This window comes from Microbispora catharanthi (assembly GCF_006334915.2).
Lineage (GTDB): Bacteria > Actinomycetota > Actinomycetes > Streptosporangiales > Streptosporangiaceae > Microbispora > Microbispora catharanthi.
The window spans coordinates 438,476-461,615 of record NZ_VDMA02000003.1; the positions used below are offsets into that span (position 1 = coordinate 438,476).

Consider the following 23,140-nt stretch of genomic DNA (forward strand, 5'->3'; position numbering starts at 1 on the left):
GTCAATGAGCATTCCCGCGACCATGCGCGCACTGCAGCAGACTTCCCTCAACGGCCCGCAGGACATGCGCCTGATCACCGACGCACCAGTGCCGAGCCCCGGCCAGGGCGAGGTCCTGGTCCGCGTCACCGCCGCCGGGGTCAACTTCGCCGACATCTCGAAGTCCCACGGCACGTTCCTGAACGGCCCGCGGCCACCGTACCTGGCCGGTTTCGAGGCCGCCGGTGAGGTCGTCGCGATGGGGGAGGCGGTGACAGGTCCGCGACCGGGGACCCGCGTCACCGGCGTCGGAAACGGCGCTTTCGCCGAGTACATGGTGCTGCCCGCGGCCGCGGCGATACCGGTGCCCCCCGGCTGGACGGAGCAGCAGGCGCTCGGCCTGGCCGTGAACTGGCCCACCGCGCTGGCCGCTCTCAAGCCTCTGGGCGGAATCACCGCAGGGCAGACCGTGCTGATCCACGCTGCGGCGGGCGCGACCGGCCAGGCCGCGGTCACAATGGCCAAACACTACGGCGCGACGGTCATCGCCACCGCCTCGCCGGCCAAGCACGAGACAGTGCTGGCACTGGGAGCCGACCACATCCTGGACTCCCTCGGCGGCGACCTCGCCGCCGAGGTGCTGCGGCTGACCGGCGGCGCCGGAGCCGACCTTGTGCTGGAGTCGGCGGGCGGCGCCACCTTCGACGCCGGCCTGGCCGCCGCAAAGCGGGTCACCGGCCGTGTCGTCGTCTACGGCGTCGCAGGCGGCGAAGCCGCGATCACCAACTGGGACCTGGTGTACAAGCACCAGGTCCACGTCATCGGTCTCAACATCGGCGTGCTGATCCAGGCCGCACCGCAGATCTTCGGCGAGGTCATGGGTGAGCTGTCCGCGCTCATCGCCGCCGGCGTGCTCGCCCCCGGCCGGCCCACCGCGTACGAACTGGCCGACGGCCCGAAAACGCTCGCGGAACTGGAAACCAGAGCCACCATCGGCAAGCTGGCCCTGCTGCCCTGAGAAAACCCCCTGGTAGCGAGCCGGTGACGCGGCATGATCCTGCAGCTCGACGAGGTCTGATTCGCGGACGCCGCCTCTGCGAGAGGATACGGAGATCGACAGAAACCGGCGACCGAAGATCGCGAGGCTCTCGGCGTGACATCGCATCCGCGGGCGGCACCGAATCACGACCGGTTCACCGCCGAGACTGAGCGGTTCCGCCGGGAGTTGCTGGCGCACTGCTACCGCATGGTCGGCTCGGCGCACGACGCCGAGGACCTGGTGCAGGAGACGTATCTGCGGGCGTGGCGGTCCTACTCCGGATTCGAGGGCCGGGCGTCGATCCGGTCCTGGCTCTACAAGATCGCCACCAACGCCTGCCTGACGGCGTTGGAGCCGCGCCCGATCCGGCTGCTGCCCTCGGGTCTGGCAGGCCCGTACGACGGACCCGATCGCCCGCCGAGTCCCTTTGCGCCGGGCGAGGTCTCGTGGCTGGAACCGCTGCCGGACGCATGGATCGCCCCGCCCGCCGACGATCCCGCCGCGGTGATCGTCGAACGCGAGTCGCTGCGACTGGCGCTCATCGCCAGCCTGCAGCACCTGCCCGCCCGCCAACGCGCGATCCTCATCCTGCGCGAAGTGCTGGCCTTCTCGGCGGTCGAGACCGCGGAGATCCTCGGCACCACCACGGCGGCGGTGAAGAGCGGCCTGCAGCGCGCCCGCGCCCGGCTCGACGCGCTGGAGCCCGAGCCCGCCGAGCTGCTCGAACCGACCGACCAACGGGCACGCGCGCTGCTCGACGGCTACATCGCGGCCTTCGAGCGCTCCGACGTCGGCCTGCTGAAACAGGTGCTGCGCACGGACGCCACGCTGGAGGCGACCCCGTTCCGCGACTGGCAGTCGGGCCGGGCGAGGTGCATCCACATGCTCGACGCGTACGTGCTGGGCGCACCGGGCGACTGGCGGATGATCGCGACTACCGCCAACGGCCAATCCTCCGCCCTCGTGTACCACCGGGACGCCGACGGCGTGCTCCGAGCCGCCGGCGTCGTGGTGCTGGCCCCCACCGCCACCGGCATCTCCCGCGTGATCAAGTTCCACGATCCCGCGCTGGTCGCGACGTTCGGCTTCGCGGACGTGCTCGCGCACTGACCCGCCGACGGGCACAGCCGGAGCCGACCGCGTACACGATGTGCTCCGGCCGATTCTTGCTGTGCCGCCGCTCTTCCGGCACGGCCCAGCCGTCAGCGGGGAAGCAGTTCGTAGGACCGCTGCTGGGGCAGGCCGGCGAGCCGCCGCTGGCCCTCCGTCAGCAGCGCGGCGATCGGACCGGGCTCCCGCAGCCGGGTGAGCCGGTCGCGGTTGTACTTGCGCAGCCGCGCCGCGCGCCGCTTGGCCGCAGCCGCCTTGAACGCGGCGACGTGCTCGCGGTCGGGCTTGCGCGCGCCGCTCAGCTCGTAGCCGTACGCGGTGAGCCGCTCGCCGAGCACCTCCTCGCACAGCGAGATCTCCCAGGGCTCCAGCCGGGAGGCCCACTTGCCCGAGTGGGCGGTGGTCACCTCCTCGTGCGTGTTGCTGTGCCACACCTTGTGCTTGGGCACGGCCAGCTCGGCCATGTGGCGCGGATCGCACATCGCCGGGTCGTAGTCCTCGCCGATGAACACGCACAGCTTCTTCAGCTCGGTCTCCGGGTCGGCGGTGAGGTCCTCGTACCGCAGCTCGTAGAAGCTGTCGGCCGGCAGCTTGCGCGCGTGCCGGCGGCCGAAGTCGACGGCCTCGGCCCAGTTGGCCATCGCGTGCACGGCGTCCGCCTTGTACCAGGGCATCTGCTTGAGCGAGGCCACGCAGTCGCGGCCGTCCCTGACGAGGTGGACGAACTGCGCGTCGGGGAACATCCGCATCAGCATCTCGACGTGCCGGTAGTAGCTGGGCCGCTTGTCGCCCCAGCGCGGCTTGCCGAAGCGCTCGGCGTAGCACTTGAAGACCATGCCGACCACCGAGCCGAAGCTGCCCGGGCCGAGCATGGCCGCCTGGACGAAGTCGGGGCGGCTCAGCCCGAGCTCGTGGAACTTCGTGGTCCGGCCCTCGGCGATCCAGGTCGCCAGCCTGCGCCTGTTGTCGGCCAGCCGCATGTCGCCGTACGCCCGGCGGGAGAAGTAGGCCGGGACGAGGAACCGCGTCTCGGGCGGGACCGCGATGCGCGGGTGGGAGTGCAGCATGAGCTGCAGCATGGTGGTGCCGGAGCGCGGGCAGCCGACGACGAAGACAGGTCTGTCCGAATGCATGAGTTCTATCCCCCGTGGTGAAATTGCCAGACGCCAGGCCGCCGCCCTCCCCCGGGCGCGGCTCGTGACGCGGGTCCTACGGCGTCACGCCGTACGAACGTGCGGATCCGGCCGGGACGGCCGGTCAGACAAGGATCTTCTGTTTCTCGGCGGCGGTGCGGGGCACCTGGCGCGCTGCCAGCCAGACGCGGTAGACGAGGCTCATCTCGAACGCCAGCAGCAGCGCGCCGGCCACGATCGAGACCGGCGCCAGGGCCTTGGGACCGAACAGCGGGCCCACGACGAAGACCGCGGCGTGGAACTCGATGCCGCTCACCACGTGGGTGCGCACCCGGTGCCGCACCAGGAAGACGCGGAACCGGTCGTACCAGGGGAAGCGGGCGTGGAACGCCTTCTGCAGGTCGACCACCCTCGCGCCGTCGTCGGCGGCGACCCCGCCGAACTCCGCGGCGGCCTGCCCCAGCTCGGTCCGCGGCCTGGAGCGCAGGACGCTCTCCGCGAGGACGTACTGCCCGTCCAGCCGCGCCTCGAGCAGCGCGCGGGTGGCGTCCTTGACCCGCTTCAGCTGGGGGCCGTTGATGTAGCGGAACAGGTCGAGCACGACCACGCCGACGGCCGCGAGCACCACGTCGGTGTCGCCCGTGCGGGTGTACTCGCCGAACCCCCACCCGAAGGCGCAACAGACCACCCGCACCCGATCGCCGACGTAGTCGAGCCACAGGCCGAAGGGCGTCCCCGTGCCCTTGAGCCTGGCGATCTTGCCGTCCATGCAGTCGACCGTGAAACTCAGATAGAACAGAGCCGCCCCGGCGACGAGCATGCCCTCCGCGAAGGCGGCCGCCGAGGCGAAGCCGATCAGCATGGACAGCCGGGTCAGCCCGTTCGGCGTGATCGATGTGTGATTGGCCACGAGCAGCGCGAGCCGGCAGGCGAGCGGATCGACCATGAAGACGGTCCACCACGAGTCTCTCGGCTTGCGCGTCGCGAGTATGTCGTCCAGCGAGAAGCCTCCCATGCAGGCAAGAATGACTACAAGCGGTAGCCGTGGCCTGCTCTTCTGTAACAGGCAGGGCATCTCATTGCCGGTTCTTGACCGTCTCCCTCATCTACGTAAACCATGCGCCAATCCGGTCGCCGATCGGTTACAGTCCGTGTTCGAGGGGGAGACCATGCCCGTTGTCACGTTGTACCGGCGGCTGCAGGGGCGGCTGCCGTCCTGGGAGCCCGCGCCGCGGGCCGCGCTCATCCGGGCGGACGCGGGTCCGCTCCAGGCCCAGCGCGAGACGCTGGACGTGGTGTGCGCCCTGCTGACCGAGGCGAATGTGCCGTACTTCTGCGTGCGCCCACTGCCCAACCGGCCGCCGGTGATCGCCGTGCCCGAGGACGACCGCACGCGCGCGTTCGCCGCGCTCGCGGCCGGCGGTCATCCGCTGTTCGCCGCGCGGCAGCCGTACGGCAGGCAGGGGGCGCGGGCGCGCCAGGCGGACGCGGGCCGGATGCGCCCGGTGCGGCGGGCGGCGGCGCTGCTCGGCGACGCCAAGGTCGTGCGGCTGGCCATGTATTTCGCCAGCCCCTCCCGCACGCTGATGCTCGGTCCGGAGAACGGGTGCGACCTGGAGTTCTGGGCCCGGGAGGGCGACGAGCTGGTCGCCCCGAGGCCGAACCCCGCCTGCGACCGCGTCCCCGCCGACGGCCCCGACGTGGACGGCGGCGAGGAGCTGTTCACGCCGCTGGCGTGCGCCGCCCGACGCGCCCGCGCCTACCGCACCCGGCCGGAGTTCGTCCGGCGGCTGCTGGACGACATCGACTTCCCGATCGACGCCGTCTACACGTGGGTCGACGGCGGCGACCCGGCCTGGCGGGCGCGCCGCGACCAGGCCGAGCGCGACGAGGCGCTGCGCACCGGCGCCCCGCTGAGCGAGATGGCGACCACGGAGGCACGGTTCACCAGCAGGGACGAGCTGCGCTACTCGCTGCGCTCCCTGCTGATGTACGCCCCCTGGATCAACCGGATCTGGATCGTCACCGACGGCCAGACGCCGTCGTGGCTCGACACCACCCACCCCATGGTCGCGGTGGTCGACCACAAGGAGATCTTCACCGACCCGTCGATGCTGCCGGTGTTCAACTCCCACGCCATCGAGACGCAGCTTCACCACATCGACGGGCTCAGCGAGCACTTCCTGTATTTCAACGACGACTTCTTCCTGGGGCGGCCGCTGCCTCCCCGGACGTTCTTCGAGGGCAACGGGATCACCCGCTTCTTCCCCAGCACCGTCCACGTGCCCTTCGGCGTGCCGGAGACCGAGGAGTCCCCGGTCCACGCCGCGGGCATGAACAACCGGCGCATCCTGGAGAACCTGACCGGCCGCACGATCACGCAGAAGCTCAAGCACGTGCCGTACGCGCTGCGCCGGTCGCTCATGTACGAGCTGGAGGGGCGTTTCGCGGCGGAGTTCGCGGCCACCGCCCGCAGCAGGTTCCGCACGTCGCGGGACATCTCGGTGGTGTCCTCGCTGGCGCACTACTACGGCTACCTGAGTGGCCGGGCGGTCCCCGGCACGGTCGACTACACCTACGTGGACCTGTCGCTGCCGAAGACGCCGGCCAAGCTGCGCCGCATGCTGGCCCGGCGCAGGCACGACGTGTTCTGCCTCAACGACACCGCCCCCACGACCGTCGACCAGGACGCGCTGCTGGCGCGGTTCCTGGATGCCTACTTCCCCACCCCGGCGCCGTTCGAGCGGTGAGCGTGCCGTAGGACGTACCTGTCCACGAACAGGCCGCGGAAGGTCCAGCGGCCGGCCGGGGCGAACGAACGGGCGACCAGGGCGCGCCTGCGGGCGGGCATCGCGTTCTTGCCCGTGTGGCCGACGACCCAGAGCGTGCGCAGCCCGTCGAGCCGGGCGGCGAGCACCCGGGTGCCCACCTCACGGCCCGGGAAGCTGCCGTCCTGCTCGGGTGACCGGGCCAGCGCCACATCGCGGAGCCTGCCGAAGACCGACGGGTAGACCGCTTCGTACTTCCTGACCTTGGCGGGGACGAACAGCACCCCGTCGCCCGGCTGCGCCTCGGCCGCGAGCAGCGCCATGACCGGCCGCGGGTCGTCCTGCCTGCCGTCCGGGCCGCGCGTGGCGAGCTGCCCGGGAACCGACAGGCCGAGCCAGGCGGCCAGCACGGCGGCGGCGAGGCCGGGGGGCAGCGCGGCCAGGCCCGCCCCGGCGAGCAGCGCCGCCGCGGGGACACAGCAGAAGACGTAGCGGAACACGTACACGGGATGGACGGCCCAGGAGACCGTGAGCAGCACCAGCGCGGGCACGAGCAGCCACGGCAGGGCCAGCCGCACGAGCGCGGCAGGCGTCTCGGCACGCTCTTCGGCCGGCGTCTCAGCGGGCTTTTCCGCGGGATCTTTTGTGCGACGGGCCGCGCGAGCGCGGCGGACGCCCACGACCGCGGCATACGCGAGGCCGAAGAGCGCGAGCGCCCAGGTCAGGGGGGCCACTCCGGGTCCCGTCGCCCCGCCGAGGTCGCCGGACAGCTGAACGGCCAGCCTGCCGACATCGGTCACGCCCGGCCGGGGTATCCAGCCCACCTGCGCGCTCTGCCGGGAGCCGAGCCAGGCCAGCGGCGCCACGGCGGCCAGCGCCGGCGTCGCCGCGCACGCCCACCGGAGCAACGGTCCCCTCGACAGGATCAGCGCGACGCCGTGCGCCCCCACGACCAGGAACGCGAACAGGTTGAGGTAGGCCAGCACGGTCAACGCCGCCGCGTACGCCGCCAGGACCGCCGACGTGGGCGACCGCAGCACGCGCAGGAACAGCAGGGTCACGCCGACGGCCGCCGCCGCCGTCATCGCGTACGGCCGGGCCTCCTGGACATACCTGGAGAAGATGGGCATCAGGGCCAGCAGCACGCCGCCGTACAGTCCCGCCCGAGGGGCGCCGAGCGCGCGGCCGATCGCGCCGGTCCCGGCCGCGGCCAGCGCGCCCGCGACGACGGACGGGATCCGCAGCGCCACCTCGGCGGTGCCGGACAGCTCCGCGACGACGTGCATCAGCGCGTAGTACAGGCCGTGCACCGCGTCGACCGACTGCAGCAGGTGCGCCAGCTGGGGAAGGGTGCGGCCGGCCGCGCTGACGGTGGCGGCCTCGTCCCGCCACGGCGGCGGCCCGCCGAGGTCCGACAACCCGGCGGCCAGCGCGAGAACGGCAGGCACGACGATCACGACGGAAGGCAGGTCCAGTCGGGCGGCCCGCTCGGGCACCTCGGCCGGGCACGCCGCGGGGGCCGCGGGCGCGATGCGTCGCGACGGCGCGTCGGCCGTACGGCGGGGCGAGTGGCCGGCGGCGTGCCGGGACGGGCGGGTCATGGCCGCATGCGCGCGACCACGCGCGCCGAGGCGTGCCCGTCGTCCCAGGGGCAGTATCTGCGGGCGAACCGCTCGTAGCGCGCCGCGAATTGCCCGAGGTCGCCGTAGCGCAGCACGTCGAGCACGTCGTCGGCGCTGCCGAGGACAGGCCCGGGGGCCTCGGCCTCGAAGTCGAAGTAGAAGCCGCGCACCTCGTCGCGGTAGCGCTCCAGGTCGTGTGTGAAGAACACCATGGGCCTGCCGGTGCACGCGAAGTCGAACATCGCCGACGAGTAGTCGGTGACCAGCACGTCGGCGGCGGCCAAGAGATCCGCCATGTCCGGAAATTTGGAGACATCGCGAATGCGGTCGCCGTCCGGGATCGTCATGTCCCGCGCCACCAGGTAGTGCGCCCGCACGAGCAGCACGTCGTCGTCGCCCAGCGCCCCTGCCGCCCTGACCGGGTCCAGCGCGAGCCGTCCGTTGGTGTCGTCCCGCCACGTCGGCGCGTACAGGATGATCCGCCGGTCGTCCGGCAGGCCCAGCCGCCGCCGGGCCGCGCGGGCGCGTGCGGGATCGAACAGCACGTCGTTGCGCGGGTAGCCCGACTCGAGGATCTCCCCCTCGTAGCCGAACGCGCCGCGCAGCGCGGAGGTGGCGAAGAGGCTCGGCGACAGCAGCAGGTCCCAGGTCGCCACCTGCCGCGCCAGTTCGTCGCGCGGCACCCGCTGCGCGTACGGCATGCCCTCAAGGTCGAGCCCCAGGCGCTTGAGCGGCGTGCCGTGCCAGGTCTGCACGACCGTCTGCCCGCGCGGCTTGCGATACCACCCCGGCTGCGTGCGCCGGTTGGCCACCACGAAGCGGCTGGTGCGCAGCGCCTCCTCGTGCTCGCGCGAGCCGTAGAGGACCAGGCGCACGCCCGGCGGGACGGTGAACTGCCCGTCCCGGGTGACCCAGACGATCTCCACGTCCGGGTGGCGGCGCGCCAGCTCCTCCGAGACGGCCCGGGGATTGCACGAGTACTGCCCGCCGCCGTAACTGTCGAACACCGCCGCGTCCCGCAGGATCGTGCGTCGCGGCGCCGCCGCCCGCCGCCTGCGCGTCGCGTACGGCCCACGCTCGTGCGGGCCGAGCGCGGGGCGCACCGCGAGACTCAGATCGCCGTCGCGTGAGGTGCGGACGGAGATCTCGTGGAACCCGGTGACCCGCGGCCGCGGCGGGTCGGCGATCAGGGCCGGGCTCAGGCGCACGCGCGCGTCCCCGCCCGCCGGTGACGAGGCGAGCACCCGCCAGGTCCCGCTGCGGAGCGGAAGCCCTTCGGACGTCCTGCCGACGGCGGCCGTCCACGTTTCCTCGTCCTGTCGGACCGGCCAGGAGTGCCGCTCCGCACCGCGCTCCAGGACGATCCGGCCGGCCGGGCACCGGCCCGTCCCCTCCAGGACCAGCTCGCCGGACTCCGTCCACCTGACCCTGCTGACGTGGCCGCCGGGATCGGGATGCGGGCCGCCGCCGGCGCGGGGGCCGAGCGTCAGCCCGCGGTCGCGGGTGAGGGAGACGCGCACGTTGCCGGCGTCGAAGACGCGCTCGCCCTGGGCTCCGATCGCCCGGCCCGCCCGGGTCACGCCCCGCGCCCGGACCCGCGCGTGCAACGCCCACCGGCCGGCGGGCAGGGTGTCGAGGGCGATCACGGTCTCGAAGCCGGAGTCGTCGTGGCAGGCGACCGACTGCCGGGAGTCGGCGGTCACGTCGGGCCTGCGGGTGCGCCGCACCGGCAGGGTGATCCGCTCCTCCCCGCGCTGGAGCCACAGCTCGATCCGGCTGCGTCCGCTGTCCAGGTGGGCGATGTACGCGTGGCCCGTCAGGGCGAGCCTGTCGTCCGCGTGGCGTACGTCGTCCACGCAGGCGACGAGCCGCAGGTCGCGGGTGGCGTCGAACAGCGAGCGCGGGAGCCGGGGGTCGCGGCGGAAGGGGTAGTCGAGATACCAGCGGCGGGGCCGCAGCCCCCGCCGGAGCACGCCCCTGTGCCTGATCTCCGACGCGGCGAACGTCCGCAGCTCCGCCAGCTCGCCGGTCATGCCGTGGGCGGCGAGGTGGATCTGGAGCCGTCTGAGGACCGGCAGCCGTTCCACCGCGCCGGGGTCCAGGCGGCCCAGGCGGCCCAGGACCTCGGCGAGCCTGGCGGGAACCCGGTCGCGTACGGCCTCCAGCACGGCGTCGAGGTCGGGGCCCTCCGCCAGGCGCAGGTCGTAGGCCGTGCGCAACTGGGGCGCGTGCCGTCCGAGCAGGTCGGACACCTGCAGCATCGCCTCCAGGCGGCGCAGCGGGTCGGCCGGCGGCCGGGACCCTCGCGTGAGGCAGACCACGTCGCCGAGCACGTCGGCCGAGGTGGACAGCACATGCGCGGGGATCGTCACCGGGAAGTCCTCGCCCAGGCCCGCGGGGAAGGCGAACCCGTGCCGGGTCCAGAACTCCCGGCGGAACACCGTGCCGCCCGCCCGCGGGTCGTCCAGCAGCTTCTGATGCCGGGTGATGTGCGTGCGCAGCTTGGCCTTCTGCGCCGGGACGGGCGCCTGGTCCGGCGCGTACGGCGTCCAGGTGCGGATCCGGCCGCAGGCGAGGTCGGACCCGGTGCGGTCGAGGGCGCCGACCAGCGCGCGGTAGGCGTCCGCGGGGACGACCGAGCCGGGGTCGGCGAAGGCGAGGTAGCGCCCGGTGGCGAACGCCGCCCCCGCGTTGCGCGCCGTGCCGGGGTCGTCGCCGCCGTCGCCGAGCGTGAGGAGCGTGAACCTGTGGTCGGGCGGGCGAAGGCCCCGCGGACGGCCGACGAGGATCACCTCCATGTCGTCCAGGGTCTGGTCGCGCAGGGATTCGAGGCACTCCTCGGCGTGTTCCTCCCCGCCGTGCAGGGGGACGACCACCGAGAGCCTGGCAGACACCGTCACGCCGTCAGGATGCCGACGCGCGGCGGCACGCCACCCGGCCCATCCCCATTGCCTTACGGTCGCTTTGCAGCCTCTTGACCCGTGGCCCTGGGCCGGGAGATCCACTGAGCGGTGGGAAGGAGACCGGGTGTCGAGGAACGTCATCGTCGTCCTTGGTGCGGACGTCACGTCCGGCGACGTACGGGAACTGGTCGAGTCGCTGGGCGGCGAGGCCGGCGAAGGCTCGCCCGAGCACTACGACGTGGTACTCGAACGCGGAGGAGGGACCGTCTGGACACGGCTCGACCCGGACCTGCTCCGCTACGAGGATCTCCGGGCCGCGTACGAATCCGCGCTGGACCTGCCGCCCCGGTCCGCCCTGGTCCTCGAGATGACCGGCGAGCCCGGGAGCCAGTGGCTCGCGGCCGAGATCGTGCTGGCGGCCGCCGATCGCTGGCCGCTGCTCGTCAGGGATCTCGGCGGCGAGATCCTCACCGTCGAGCGGTTCCACCGGCGGCTGGCGAAGCGGCGGGCGGGCTTCTTCGACGCCGCGACATGGCACGACCCGTCCCCCGCCGCGGCGCGCCGTGGCCGGGTCGCCCTCGTGACGATGGCGCTCCCCCCTGATGTGACGCCCCGGCACGTCGAACGGCTCGTCCGGTCACTGGGCGGCCTGGCGGGCGATGGCGAGGAGGCGGACGCGCTGCTGGAACGCGGGCCCGCCCGGGTCTGGGTTCAGCTGGCCGACGCGCGGGCCACCCCGCCCGGACCCGCCTCGGTCACCCGCGAAACGCTCGGAGAAGCCCCCGGCACCTGCGTGCTGCTGGAGGTGTTCGAGACGCCCGGATCGCAGGTGCTGGCGGCCGAACTGGTGGAGGCCGCCGCGGCGCACTGGCCGGTGCTGGTGCGCGGCGCCTCGGGACAGTCGATGACGGTGGAGGACGTGCGGGCCAGGATCGCCATGGGCGCGATCGACGTCTTCGACCCCTGATCGTCAACCGATCTTTCCGGGCTCGGCAGGGCCCGGTAGATTCCGGCGAGGGGGATCGGGCCTGGGCGGCCGGAGGCGCCGCCGTCCGCATCGCAGGGGAGGTCGCGACCGGTGTTCGGCATTTTCGCCCTGGCGTTCGGCGTGGCGTTCATCGCCGGCGGGATTCACCGGTTCCGGAGCGGCCGGGCGTTCCTCGCCTCGGCACACCGGGTGCCGGGGATCGTCGTCGGCAGCCACCGGGTATGGAGGACCGACTCCCACGAGTACTTTCCGATCCTGCGCTTCCGCACGCTCGACGGCGCCGAGATCGAGACCGTCGGCCAGACCAGGGGCGGCTCCTTCGAGATCTTCAACCTCACGGGCCGACAGGTCGTCGTGCTGTACGACCCGGACGACCCGCGCAAGGCGCGGATGGACACCTCGTCGGGGCGCGGCCTGACCGGATCGGTGGGACTGGTGATCGCCGGTTGCGTCTTCCTCGCGATCGGCCTCGTCATGCTCGCCGCCGCCGTCACCTGATCGGCGGCACACACGTCGCGGCGGTCAGATGAACAGGGCGTCCACCACCCGGCGGGCGGCCTGCCCGTCGGCCATCGGGCGATACCTCGCCAGGAACGCGGCGTACGCGTTCCGGTGCTTGTCCGCGACCTCGCCGAGGTGCGCGAGCGCGTCGAGCACCTCGTCCTCTCCCCCGGCGCCACCCCCGGCGTTACCGTGCAGCACCGGCCCCGGGGCCTCGGGCAGGAGCCACAGGTCCCGCGGCCGGCCGGCGTGCAGGAGCACCGGGCGTCCCGTCACGGCGAAGTCGAACACCGCCGCCACGTCCCCGGCGATCAGGACGTCGGCGGCGAGGTACAACTCGTGCGGGTCCGGATGGCCGCTCACGTCCCGCAGGCGGACGCCGTCCGTCCCGGCCCACGCCGGGTGACGGACCAACAGGACGTGGTCGCCGGTCAGTCGCGCCGCCAGGCGTCCGGCGTCGAGCGTGTCGTGCTCCCCCGCGACGTAGAGCAGGACGTGGGCGCGCTCCGGCAGGCCGAGGCGGCGCCGCACCTCGGCGGCGCGCTCCCGGGCGCCGGGTCCGGTCAGCAGGTCGTCGCAGGGCAGGCCGGTCTCCAGCACCTCTCCCTCGAAGCCGAACGTCCGCCGCAGCAGCGGCGTCCACCACGGGCCCGCGGAGACGAGGTGGGTCCACTGACCCGCCCCGGAACCGCCGGCGGCGTCCTCCGACGTGTACACGGGCTGCTGCCAGGTCTGCACGACCACCTGGCCGGGCCTGCGCTCGAACCACGGCGGCAGCGGCGCGTCGGTGACGACGTAACGGCACCGGGCGAGGGCCTCGTAGTGTTCCCGTCCCAGCGTGCGCACCGGTTCGACGTCGCCGGGCAGTGCGACCTGGCCGTCCCGCACGTTCCACAGCAGCGGCAGGTCGGTCCCCCGGCGGCGCAGTTCCTCGCAGACCGCCCTCGGGCTGCCGCCGAAGCGGGTGCCCGCGCCGCCGTCGAACAGGACGGCGTCCCGCAGCGGCCTGTCCCTCATCTGGGGATAGGTCCTCGTGCGCAGCACCCGCTGGGCCTTCTTGCCACGCTCGTCGGCGGTCAGGTCGCCGCTCACGGTCAGCACGGCCCGGCCCGGACCCGACGTGACGATCCCGAACGTACGGCGGGCCGTCTGGTGGGCCGCCGGCACGTCCGTGTCGAACTCCAGCGGCAGGTCCGTCCACTCTCCTCCGGCGGCACGTGCCCGGATCGCCAGGGCGTAGCGGCCGCGCGGCAGCGGCAGCGGCCCGGCGGGCGAGCCGACCTGCTCGGGCGTCAGCCGCGCCCGGAAGCGGGTTCCCGCTCCCTCGATCGGCAGCAGCCACTCCCCGCGCCGGGGGGTCGTGCGGGTGCCGTGCGTGGCGGGTGCGACGTGGTCGAGGGCGGCCACCACCAGCGCCGACATCTCGTGCGGCACCGCGAGGCCGCCCTCGACGAGCAACTCGCCGCCTCCCCCTCGGCGCGCGGGCAGCCATTCGGCGAGGTCGGCGTACGCCGCGACGGGCTGGTCCCTTAGCACCAGGCCGCCGGTGCGGTCGCGGGTCACGACGATCTCACGGCCGGCCAGGCCGTAGCGGCCGGTGGGCACGTCCTCGGCGACGGTCACGGGCGTCACGGTGCCGTCGGCGGCCCGCACCTCGACCTCCCACCACGCCTCGGGCGCGGCGACCTCCGCCGGCACGGCGATCGGCGGAGTCCGGGACGCGGGCAGCAGGTCCCGCAGGTCGACGACGGCCTCGAACGTACGCCGGTCGACGTGCACGGGATAGGCGCGGGGGACGCCTCCGGGGCGCCGCGTGACCTGGAGCACCGGGCTGGGGCCGAGGTCGTTGACGACGTGGCCCACCAGGCGCAGGCGGCCGTCGCGCACCTCCCGCGTGACGACCCGGGCGGTCTCCCGCTCGGCCCGCAGCACGAGGGCGCCGGTCTCCCCGAGCAGCGGCGCGACGTAGTGGTCGGGGCCCACGGTGCGATACCCCGCCTGCTCGACGGTCGAGGCGGTGGCGCGCGGGTCGGTCAGCCGTCCGCGCCGCAGGACGCCCCGGTGGAGCACGCGCAGCTCGACGTGCCACCGCCCGAGCCGGCCGGGCCTGGCCAGGGTCGCGGGGTCGATGGCGAGCCGGAAGCCGCCCCAGTCGCGCTCCTTCGACTTCGTGGACACCCGGGCCCTGGTGACCGAGGCCGGCACCCGGACACGCCGCCCGGTCCGCTCGTGAACGAGGGCGGCGAAGACCTGCTGGTGGACCCGCCGGGTGGGACGCAGGTACGGCGGGGCCGCGCGTCCCTCCACCACGAGCACGCCGTTCTCCCAGCGGACCGCGTCGATGCGGTGACGCGGGACGAGTTCGTCCCTGGCCCGGGTCACGGTGGCGGGGATCTCTCGGTCGGCGGAGCGGGCGAGGGGCACGTTCAGGTGGTGGCCGCCCATCCTGCGGACGAGCCGCCGGTCGGGTTTCACCTCCCGGTCCCAGGCCAGGACCTCCAGCAGGTCGGCCAGGCGGCGCAGGCGCACCAGATGCCACTGCAGCCGCCGCAGCGCGGGGAGCCCGTCGAGCACGGGCGGCGCCACGTCCTCCAGGTACAGTCCGGCGAGGTCGAGGAAGCGCTCCCGGAACGCCGGGGAGGCCTGGTCGAGCACGTCGAGGAAGTTCGTGAGGTCGCCGTCGAGCACGGCGTGGTCCCAGGCGTGGATGTGCGCGGTGAAGTTGTGCTCGCTGAGGAAGCGGCGGACCTCGGTGACGGCGGCGAACCGGTCCTTCAGATGCGCGACCTGTGTCTTGTCCTGCGTGATCGAGCGGCCGCCGCCCTCGCGCCGCCGCCACAGGTAGACCGGCGCGGGCAGCACGTCCACGGCCCGCGCCAGGAAGTGGGCGCGCAGGGCCACCGCGATGTCCTCGTAGAGCACGCCTTCGGGGAAGGCGAACCCGTGGGCGTCCCAGAACGAGCGGCGCCACAGCTTGTTGGTGACCAGCCGATCGCGCAGGAGCGCGTGCGCCCGGGTGATGTGGGTGGCCGCGGCGGCGTCGGCGAAGACGGCCCGGTGCATGGCCGACTGGCGGGCGCCGCGCCCGTCGAGGCGCAGCACGTTGCCCGTGGCGAGGTCCGATCCCGACCGCTGCAGGGACGCCAGGAGGCATTCGAGGGCGTGCGCCGGCAGCAGGTCGTCGCCGTCGAGGAACATCAGGTGCTCCCCGGTCGCGTGCCGCACACCCGTGTTGCGCGCCGCCCCGAGCCCCGCGTTGGCCTGGCGGACCAGCCGGAACCTGCCGTCGCGCGCCGCGAAGCCGGCGGCGATCTCGGCGCTGCCGTCCGGCGAGCCGTCGTCGACCATGACGACCTCGATGTCCTGCCAGGTCTGCGCGGCGACCGAGGCCAGGCAGCCGGCGACGTACGGTTCCACGTCGTAGATCGGAACGATCACGCTGAGGCGGGGCACGGGCGGTCCTTAGGGTCGGCGAAGCGGGAAACACGCGCGGCTCAGGCCGGGCGCACGAGCGCGCGCAGGCGCCTGCGGAGCAGCCGGGCGGTGCGGCGCAGCCGCCTGGGCCCGGACAGGCTCAGCCGGCCCTGGTGGCGGGGACTGCGGAGCGCCCTCGCGGCCCCGGCCTCTCCGGGGGTGTCCGTCCAGGCGCGGCCGGGCAGCGGCGGGGCGGTCGTCGCGGCGAGCGCGGCGGGCAGGAACCCCCATTTGTCGCCCGCGTCCCACACCGTGCCGTACATCTCGTGGACCAGGTCGCCGAGGTCGTCCCCCGGCCCCGCGCAGTGGCGGGCGCGGCTCATCGCGGCGGTCCGCTCCAGGCGGGCGTGCACGACGCGGCCGTCCTCGCGCTCGTCCAGCGCGAGCGAGACGATCCCGAGCCGCTGCCGGTCGGCGTGCTTGACCACCGAGCCGATCGTGCCGCGCGACGGCACCCAGCCGGGCGGGCAGTGGAAGCGGAACGGCACGGGGAAGCAGTCGTCCGGCACGGCCTCGCGGAACCGCACGCGCGGCTCACCCTGGTAGCACGCGAGCACCAGGCGCAGGTCGAGCGAGGGGTCGCCGAGCGGGTCCCGCCGCCCGCCGCCGAGCCGTCCCCACGGCCCGACGACCGTCACCCGCACGTCGGGCAGCCGCCCGGCGAGCACGGCGTCGACGGTCGCCCTGACCTCCTCGAACGACGCGTCTCCCACCTCGACCACGACCTCGACGTACGGCACGAGGTAGGTGCGGTGGGGGTGCCTGCGCAGCCACCGGAAGCTCGGGACGCGCTCGGCGAGGTGGGGCCAGTTGTGCCGCTTCACGTCGGGCTCTCGGCGCATGACGGTGGACCGGCCGAGGTGCCAGCACCGGCTGCGGCGGTCGGGCACGAACACGGCCCCCGCCTGGGCCAGCCGGTAGCCGAGCTCGGTGTCCTCGCCGAGGACCAGCGAGGCGTCCAGCCCTCCTGCGGCGCGCAGCAGGCGGGCGGGCAGCGACGCGGTGGCCCCGACCATGACGGAGAACGCGCTGAAACCGGCCGCCCGCAGGTCGTCGGTCTGGTCCCAGCGCCGCTCGGTCCACTGCGGCGTGGCGTCCTCCTCGGCGAAGAGCTTGGGCACCGCATCCGCCTCGACTGCCGCGAGCACCTCGCTCGCCGGGACCTCGTCGAGGCCGGGCACGAAGCGCAGGTGCCCGAGCACGACCAGGTAGTCGGCCAGGTGGTGCCAGCGCATCTGGGCCTCCACGTGCTCGGGGAACAGCACGAGGTCGGCGTCCAGGTAGAGGATCACCTCGCCCTCGGCCGCCTCCGCCCCCGCCGCGCAGGCGCTCGCCCTCCCCCACGTCCCGCCGCGCGGGCGTACCACCCGCAGCCGATCCGGCAGCGGCCCGGCCGACGACTCGGACGGCGGCTCCATGGGCCGCTCGCCGTCGTCCACCACCACGACCTCCATGAGGTGCGCCGGGTAGGTCTGCCGGGCCAGGCTGGCCAGCGTCAGCGGCAGCGTGCGCTCCGCGCGGTATGCGGGGATCACCACGCTCACCGTGAGCGTGGGGGCCCACTCCCCCGGCGCGGGCGGCTCTCCGAGCACCCCGTAGTCGTTGAGCGGGATGCGCGTAGCCCCCGTCACGTCCTCACCTCCGCCCGCCATCGGGCACCGTCCTCCATCAGTTCGTTGAAGACCAGCCCGCGCCACTGCTCCTGGTAGGACGCGAGGAACGACTGCACGGGCTGACGCCAGGTGTGGCCGTACGCGCTGCGGCGGCGCAGCACGTAGCCGAGGCCGTGGGTGCGGTAGATCCGGCCGCCGACGGCCTCCACCGCCTGCAGCAACTGACCGTCCACGGTCCTCGCCAGGGGCCGGAAGCCGCCGGCCGCCTCGAACGCCGCCCGTGTGACCAGCATCGTGCCCCCGGCCACCAGCGGCGCGAACCGCTCGGTGCCGATGCACCTCCTGATCGTCACGTCGAGCGGCTCCAGGTAGACGAACTCCGCGGCCGAGCCGACGAGGTCGGCGCCGCTGTAGCGCCGGGCGAGCAGGAGGTCGGCGAGGTGGTCGGGCCCGTACCAGTCGTCGTCGTCCACCTTGGCGAGGTACGACCCGGAGGCGACGGCCGCCGTCCGGTTCAGGACCTCCCCGAACGGCGTCGCGGCGGGAGCCTCGATCACGGTGACCGGCAGCCGTGTGCGGGGGATCGCCGCCTCCCGCGCGGTGAAGCCGTGGAGCCCCAGGATCAGCTCGGCGCTCACGCCGCGCTGGCGCTCCATCTGCTCGACCGCGAACGGCACCATCTCCGGGCGGCGCGTGCACAGCAGGATCGAGACCCTCGGGTCCGGCGGCACCGGCAGGCCGGCGGCCAGGGCCAGACGCCGCCAGCGGGCGACGGCTCCGTGCTCGCACAGCGCGGCCCTGCGCAGCCGGATGCTCAGCTCCTCGCGGCGCAGGTCGGACACGAGCGCCTGGTCGGTCACGGCGGCGAGCGCGGCGGCGAGCGCGGGGCCCAGCGCCCGGTCGCGGGCGGGATCGGGCGCGGCGAGCACCGGGATCCCGGCGGCCGAGAGGGCGGCCACGACGCGGGCGACCTCACTCGTCCGCCCCTCCCCTGCCTGTGGGTCGAGCGCGGGCACCTCGATCCCGCGCACGTCCCGCAGGCGGGCGACGTCCACGTCCGTGACCCGTCCGGAGGCCGGAAGCCGTACGAGCCTGTTCCCGCCGAGGGTGACGACGAACCCGTCCCGGTGCGCGGCGAGCGCCGCCATCCCCTGCGAGGGATGCTGGCGGAATCCGATGGGGTTGACCACGGCCTCGTCCAGCGGCGGCAGCAAGCCGTCGGAGCCGGCGACAACAGAGCCGGCGATCACAGGGCCGTCCGCCTCCGCCCGGCGCAGCGGCAGGTCGCAGCCCGGGGCGTCGCGGCGGTCCGGCACCGGCCCGCCGGGCGGCGACAGCGTCACGTTGGGGTCGCCGGGCCGCCAGTCGGCCGTGACGCCGCCCTCCAGACCCGCCACAGGAGTGGCCGCCTCACATCCGCCGAACAGGCCGTTCGCGACGTGGGCCACGACGTCACCGGCCGGCACCGGCTCGGTGAAGGCGGCCTCCAGATGCCAGCCGCGGCCCCGGCGGGAGACCCGCATCTCGGTCAGGTGCCGCCAGCAGGCGCCCGGAGCGGCGACAGGCAGCGGCTGGGCCGCCCAGGGCGGCACGTCGGCGACGGCGACGCGCACCCGCGTCGTGGTGGGCAGCAGGCCGCGCAGCGGTACCGCCCTGCGCAGGTCGGCCGGCGACCGCGCGGCGAGCACGACGCATCCGGCCGCGCCGGTTCCGTCCGGCGCCGCGTCCCGCCCCGCCTCCGCCGCCGCCGCCGCTTCCGGGCTCGCGTCGGCGTCGCCCACCGGAGCTGTCGAGAGATCGGGGACGGGAACGTCCTCCAGCGGGATCCAGGGACCGGCGAAGCCCTCGACGAGGCGGCCGAGCAGCGCGGGACAGGACTCGAACCCGATCCACGTCCCCCACGCCGACCGGGTGGCGGTTCGCGTCACCCGCCCTCCTCACGCTGCCCGGTTCCTCTTCCGACCGGCCCAGCATCGCGAACCGCACTCGCGAGGGGGCGGCCTTAGTCCCTTCCTTGGCCGAAGGTTTAATCGCTCCCGTCCCAGGTGGACGAAGGTTTGCGGTCAGTACGAAACCGGACTGAAGAGGAGGAAGTTACGCGGAGCACGTTACGATGCCGCGTTATAGATCCCCCCGAGGAGTACCCCATGGCTGTACGTCGTCTGATCCCTCTGGCCGTCGCGTGCGCCCTCGCCGCGGCCGCCGCCACCCCTGCGCAGGCTCGCGGGACCGATGAACCGTACTGCGCGACCCACAAATGCATCGCCCTGACCTTCGACGACGGTCCGGGGCCGTACCTGCAGACCCTGCTGAAGACCCTCACCACCTACAAGGCGAAGGCGACGTTCTTCCTCATCGGCACCGAGGTGAAGAAGCACCCGAAGCTCGCTCAGCAGATCGCCAAGTCGGGCCACGAGATCGGCAACCACTCGTGGGACGCCAGCTATCTGACCCAGCTGACGTACGCCCAGATCAACAAGAAGATCGGCGACACCCAGCGGCTGATCCAGAAGACGACGGGCAAGACGCCGAAGCTCTTCCGCGCGCCGGGCGGGCTGCGCAACGGCGGCGTGGAGGAGATCACCGCCAAGTTCGGGCTCATCCAGGTGCCCGGCACGACCGCCACGAAGGACTACATCAAGGATTACCGGCATGTGGACCTTCTCACCAACCGGGCCCTGGATGTGGCCGGGGAGGGCGAGGTCGTGCTGATGCACGAGACGATCAAGGAGACCGTCGAGTCGATGCCCGAGGTGCTCCAGACGCTGACCGCGGAGGGCTACAGCTTCGTGACGGTGTCCACCCTGCTCGAGGGCCAGGAGCTCACCCCGGGACAGGTATATCCCGACCGGTCGGGGATGGAGACGACGACCGCCGTCGAGTGATCCTGCGGCCCAGCGCCTGGGCCGGCGCCTCCACGAAGCGATAGGTCAGCCAGCTCAGTGTGAGCAGCGCCACGAGATAGCCGAGCGCGACGGCCGCCTGGCCGGTCGGCGTGAGCGACCGAAGGTCGCCGGCGAGCGCGTTCAGATACTTGAGCAGCGGGTGGTGCACCAGGTAGACCGAGTAGCTGATCAGGCCGAGCCAGGTCAGCACGCCGGGGACGCGCCGCCCGCGCAGCACCATGCCGAGCGCGAACGTCCCGCCGGCGAGGACGATGGTGGTGATCCACACGTCGGGCTGCACCCACCACCAGCCCGCCTGGATCGACCACACCGGCGCGGCGGCCACCAGGGCCGCCGCGGCCACGACCGGGCCGAGCCCGCCCGTGCCCCGCTCCCAGCGGTACAGGGCCGTCCCCGTGAACATCACCGCGAGGATGGCCGCCCCGAACCACGGCACGAAGCTGCCGAAGACGAGCAGCACGAGTGCCATCAGGCCCAGCGCGTACGCCGCGACCGTGCGGAACCGGCCGGTGATCAGGCAGGCCAGACCGGCGAGGAACGCCACGCAGGCGGCGACGGCGGGCCACGGCCCCGGCAGCAGCGGCGCCGAAAGCACCAGCCCGGCGGCGACCGCCACGACGCCGAAGGCGATCGCCAGCGTCCCGCTGCGCCGGTGCGCCCCGCCCACGAACAGCGCGGTCACCAGCAGGTAGAACACCATCTCGTACGACAGCGTCCACATCGGGTCGGCCAGGGCGCCGGTGTGGACGACGTCGAGCAGCATGCTCACGTGCGCGGCCACGGCCGACGGATGCCGGGGCACCTCCTGGCGCACCGGGACCCAGAACGCCATGACGAGCACGGCGGCGATCACCAGCAGGTAGAGCGGGTACAGCCGGAACACCCGGCTGACCCAGAACGCCCCGACGTCGCCTCTGTTCTCCAGGGACGCGGGGATGATGTACCCGCTGACCAGGAAGAAGACCAGCACGCCGTACATGCCGAGGCTGAACCAGTAGGGACGCAGCGACGGCATGAGCCAGGGCAGCGCGTGCTCGGCGACCACCGCCATCGCGCCGATCCCCCGCAGGGCGTCGAGCCACGCGAGCCGGGTGACCTTCGCACCTGACCGATCGGTGACGGGGTGAGTGGCAATCACACCGCGCCACTCTATCCGGCACGGCCGGGATCATTCCGATTGATCCCCACTCATTGATCCCCGCTTACCGATCCCCGCTTACCGATCCCCGATCGATGATCCGCGGGTCACTCCCACTCGATGGTGCCCGGCGGCTTGCTCGTCACGTCGAGGACCACCCGGTTGACCTCCCGGACCTCGTTGGTGATCCGGGTGGAGATGCGCGACAGCACGTCGTACGGCACCCGCGCCCAGTCGGCGGTCATGGCGTCCTCGGAGGTCACCGGCCGCAGGACGACGGGATGCCCGTAGGTGCGGCCGTCGCCCTGCACGCCGACCGAGCGGACGTCGGCGAGCAGCACGACCGGGCACTGCCAGATGTCGCGGTCGAGACCGGCGCGGGTGAGCTCCTCGCGGGCGATGGCGTCGGCCTCGCGCAGCAGGTCGAGGCGCTCGCGGGTGACCTCGCCGATGATCCGGATGCCGAGGCCGGGCCCGGGGAACGGCTGGCGCCAGACCATCGCCGCGGGCAGGCCCAGCTCCTCGCCGGCCCGCCGCACCTCGTCCTTGAACAGCGTGCGCAGCGGCTCGACCAGTTCGAACTTGAGGTCCTCGGGCAGCCCGCCCACGTTGTGGTGCGACTTGATGTTCGCGGTGCCGGTGCCGCCGCCGGACTCGACCACGTCGGGGTAGAGCGTGCCCTGCACGAGGAAGTCCACCGGCCCGTCGGCGAGGATCGCGCGCTGCTCGTCCTCGAAGACCCGGATGAACTCCCGGCCGATGATCTTGCGCTTCTCCTCCGGGTCGGTGACGCCCGACAGCGCCTTGAGGAAGCGCTCGGAGGCGTCCACGACGCGCAGCTTGACGCCGGTCACCTCGACGAAGTCGCGCTCGACCTGCTCGGCCTCGCCCTTGCGCAGCAGCCCGTGGTCGACGAAGACGCAGGTCAGCCGGTCGCCGATGGCCCGCTGGACGATCGCGGCGGCGACGGCGGAGTCGACGCCGCCCGACAGCGCGCAGATCGCCCGGCCGTCGCCCACCTGGGCGCGCACGGCCTCCACGGCGTCCTCGACGATGTTGAGCATGGTCCACGAGGGGCGGCAGCCGGCCGCCTCGAGGAAGTGCTTGAGCACCTGCTGCCCGTGCTCGGAGTGGAGCACCTCGGGGTGGAACTGCACGCCGTAAAGGCCGCGCGAGGGGTCCTCCATCGCGGCGACGGGGGTGGCGGCGGTGGCGGCGGTGACGGCGAACCCCGCGGGGGCGCCGACCACGGAGTCGCCGTGGGACATCCAGACGGTCTGCGCGACGGGCAGGCCGGCGAACAGCAGGCCCTCCTGGAGGACCTTGAGCGCGGTCCCGCCGAACTCGGCGGAGTCGGTCCTGGCGACCTCGCCCCCGAGCGCCCGGGCCATGGCCTGGAAGCCGTAGCAGATGCCGAAGGTCGGCACCCCGGTCTCGAACAGGCCGTCGGGAACCGGCGGGGCACCCTCGGCGTACACCGACGAAGGGCCGCCGGACAGGATGATCGCCTTGGGCTTCCTGGCCAGCATCTCCGACACCGGCATCGACGACGGGACGATCTCGGAGTAGACGTGGCACTCACGCACCCGTCGCGCGATCAGCTGCGCGTACTGCGCGCCGAAGTCCACGACGAGGACCGTGTCGAACTCAGACACTGGAAAGGACCCCCAAGAAGGCAGCGAGGCGGTAACGCCAGTCTATCGGCGCGGTGACGCTGCCCGCCCGGGCGTGCCGCAGCCGGCGCCCTCGTTCGCCGTGCGCCACGAACCGGCGCCTCAGCATCGTCAGCACGACCCCGAAGGGCGACGCCCTGCGCCCGAGGCTTCGCCGCGTCGAGGAGGAGGTCCACCGGAGACTGGCGCGCGGCCTGACGCCGGAACAGGTGGAGACGCTCTGCTCGCTGCTCGCCGTGGTCCGCGACAACACCTGCCGCGAGACCCTGCGCTCACCCGGCGCCGGGGGCTGA

The 23,140-nt window shown here is 73.4% G+C and carries 16 protein-coding genes; 7 read left to right on the forward strand and 9 right to left on the reverse strand.

Going from position 1 to position 23,140, the window contains the following annotated elements; all coding sequences use genetic code 11:
• Window positions 1-22: 22 nt before the first annotated feature.
• Complete coding sequence (locus FH610_RS07720; RefSeq protein ID WP_240808822.1) at window positions 23-997, forward strand: zinc-binding dehydrogenase; 975 nt, start codon at window positions 23-25, stop codon at window positions 995-997.
• 135 nt (window positions 998-1,132) lie between these two features.
• Window positions 1,133-2,128 (forward strand): RNA polymerase subunit sigma-70, encoded by a 996-nt coding sequence (locus FH610_RS07725; protein WP_139573579.1) that lies wholly within the window; start codon window positions 1,133-1,135, stop codon window positions 2,126-2,128.
• 92 nt (window positions 2,129-2,220) lie between these two features.
• Here FH610_RS07725 and FH610_RS07730 read toward each other — a convergent pair whose 3' ends face one another.
• Window positions 2,221-3,261 (reverse strand): sulfotransferase family protein, encoded by a 1,041-nt coding sequence (locus FH610_RS07730; RefSeq protein WP_139573580.1) that lies wholly within the window; start codon window positions 3,259-3,261, stop codon window positions 2,221-2,223.
• A gap of 124 nt (window positions 3,262-3,385) precedes the next feature.
• Window positions 3,386-4,276, reverse strand: coding sequence for a CDP-alcohol phosphatidyltransferase family protein (locus tag FH610_RS44270; protein WP_139573581.1), 891 nt, complete (start codon window positions 4,274-4,276; stop codon window positions 3,386-3,388).
• A 154-nt stretch (window positions 4,277-4,430) separates the two neighbouring features.
• Between FH610_RS44270 and FH610_RS07740 the strand changes: the two genes are divergently transcribed.
• Entirely contained in the window at window positions 4,431-6,011 is a 1,581-nt protein-coding gene (locus FH610_RS07740) for a stealth family protein (RefSeq protein WP_139573582.1), read from the forward strand.
• Here the strand turns inward: FH610_RS07740 and FH610_RS07745 are convergent.
• Both FH610_RS07745 and FH610_RS07750 read right to left on the reverse strand, forming a co-directional pair.
• Window positions 5,978-7,630 (reverse strand): glycosyltransferase family 39 protein, encoded by a 1,653-nt coding sequence (locus tag FH610_RS07745; RefSeq protein ID WP_139573583.1) that lies wholly within the window; start codon window positions 7,628-7,630, stop codon window positions 5,978-5,980. The genes FH610_RS07740 and FH610_RS07745 overlap by 34 nt on opposite strands.
• The gene (locus tag FH610_RS07750; protein ID WP_161627937.1) at window positions 7,627-10,551 is read right to left on the reverse strand and encodes a bifunctional glycosyltransferase/CDP-glycerol:glycerophosphate glycerophosphotransferase; all 2,925 of its coding nucleotides are present in this window, start codon (window positions 10,549-10,551) and stop codon (window positions 7,627-7,629) included. The genes FH610_RS07745 and FH610_RS07750 overlap by 4 nt, the downstream gene beginning before the upstream one ends.
• Window positions 10,552-10,678: 127 nt before the next feature.
• On the opposite strand from FH610_RS07750, the gene FH610_RS07755 reads away from it, so the two are divergent.
• Entirely contained in the window at window positions 10,679-11,521 is an 843-nt protein-coding gene (locus FH610_RS07755) for a hypothetical protein (RefSeq protein WP_139573585.1), read from the forward strand.
• A 111-nt stretch (window positions 11,522-11,632) separates the two neighbouring features.
• Complete coding sequence (locus tag FH610_RS07760; protein WP_161627938.1) at window positions 11,633-12,040, forward strand: DUF3592 domain-containing protein; 408 nt, start codon at window positions 11,633-11,635, stop codon at window positions 12,038-12,040.
• Between the two features lie 24 nt (window positions 12,041-12,064).
• On the opposite strand, the gene FH610_RS07765 is transcribed toward FH610_RS07760, so the two are convergent.
• Genes FH610_RS07765 through FH610_RS07775 form a run of 3 tightly spaced genes read right to left on the reverse strand, consistent with a single transcriptional unit; the run spans window position 12,065 to window position 19,058 of the window.
• On the reverse strand, window positions 12,065-15,496 hold the full coding sequence (locus tag FH610_RS07765; RefSeq protein WP_139573587.1) for a bifunctional glycosyltransferase/CDP-glycerol:glycerophosphate glycerophosphotransferase: 3,432 nt from the start codon (window positions 15,494-15,496) through the stop codon (window positions 12,065-12,067).
• Window positions 15,497-15,537: 41 nt separating this feature from the next.
• Window positions 15,538-17,148: a glycosyltransferase family 2 protein gene (locus tag FH610_RS07770; RefSeq protein WP_161627939.1), complete on the reverse strand. Its 1,611-nt coding sequence runs from the start codon at window positions 17,146-17,148 to the stop codon at window positions 15,538-15,540.
• On the reverse strand, window positions 17,145-19,058 hold the full coding sequence (locus FH610_RS07775; protein WP_139573589.1) for a glycosyltransferase family 2 protein: 1,914 nt from the start codon (window positions 19,056-19,058) through the stop codon (window positions 17,145-17,147). The genes FH610_RS07770 and FH610_RS07775 overlap by 4 nt, the downstream gene beginning before the upstream one ends.
• Window positions 19,059-19,277: 219 nt before the next feature.
• Here FH610_RS07775 and FH610_RS07780 point away from each other — a divergent pair, with 219 nt between their 5' ends.
• Entirely contained in the window at window positions 19,278-20,015 is a 738-nt protein-coding gene (locus FH610_RS07780) for a polysaccharide deacetylase family protein (protein ID WP_139573590.1), read from the forward strand.
• Here FH610_RS07780 and FH610_RS07785 read toward each other — a convergent pair.
• Window positions 19,954-21,174 carry an acyltransferase family protein gene (locus FH610_RS07785; protein ID WP_240808823.1) on the reverse strand — a complete coding sequence of 407 codons (1,221 nt, stop codon included), beginning with the start codon at window positions 21,172-21,174 and terminating at the stop codon, window positions 19,954-19,956. The two genes, FH610_RS07780 and FH610_RS07785, sit on opposite strands and share 62 nt — an antisense overlap.
• A gap of 107 nt (window positions 21,175-21,281) precedes the next feature.
• Window positions 21,282-22,829 carry a glutamine-hydrolyzing GMP synthase gene (gene guaA, locus FH610_RS07790; protein WP_139573591.1) on the reverse strand — a complete coding sequence of 516 codons (1,548 nt, stop codon included), beginning with the start codon at window positions 22,827-22,829 and terminating at the stop codon, window positions 21,282-21,284.
• A 53-nt stretch (window positions 22,830-22,882) separates the two neighbouring features.
• Here guaA and FH610_RS07795 point away from each other — a divergent pair, with 53 nt between their 5' ends.
• Window positions 22,883-23,140: a helix-turn-helix domain-containing protein gene (locus tag FH610_RS07795; protein WP_139573592.1), complete on the forward strand. Its 258-nt coding sequence runs from the start codon at window positions 22,883-22,885 to the stop codon at window positions 23,138-23,140.

Bases quoted from the DNA above. Each gene is read 5' to 3' on its own strand.
- FH610_RS07720 (WP_240808822.1), top strand. From the start codon at position 23: ATGCGCGCACTGCAGCAGACTTCCCTCAACGGCCCGCAGGACATGCGC.
- FH610_RS07730 (WP_139573580.1), bottom strand. From the start codon at position 3,261: ATGCATTCGGACAGACCTGTCTTCGTCGTCGGCTGCCCGCGCTCCGGC.
- FH610_RS44270 (WP_139573581.1), bottom strand. From the start codon at position 4,276: ATGGGAGGCTTCTCGCTGGACGACATACTCGCGACGCGCAAGCCGAGA.
- FH610_RS07740 (WP_139573582.1), top strand. From the start codon at position 4,431: ATGCCCGTTGTCACGTTGTACCGGCGGCTGCAGGGGCGGCTGCCGTCC.
- FH610_RS07745 (WP_139573583.1), bottom strand. From the start codon at position 7,630: ATGACCCGCCCGTCCCGGCACGCCGCCGGCCACTCGCCCCGCCGTACG.
- FH610_RS07780 (WP_139573590.1), top strand. From the start codon at position 19,278: ATGGCTGTACGTCGTCTGATCCCTCTGGCCGTCGCGTGCGCCCTCGCC.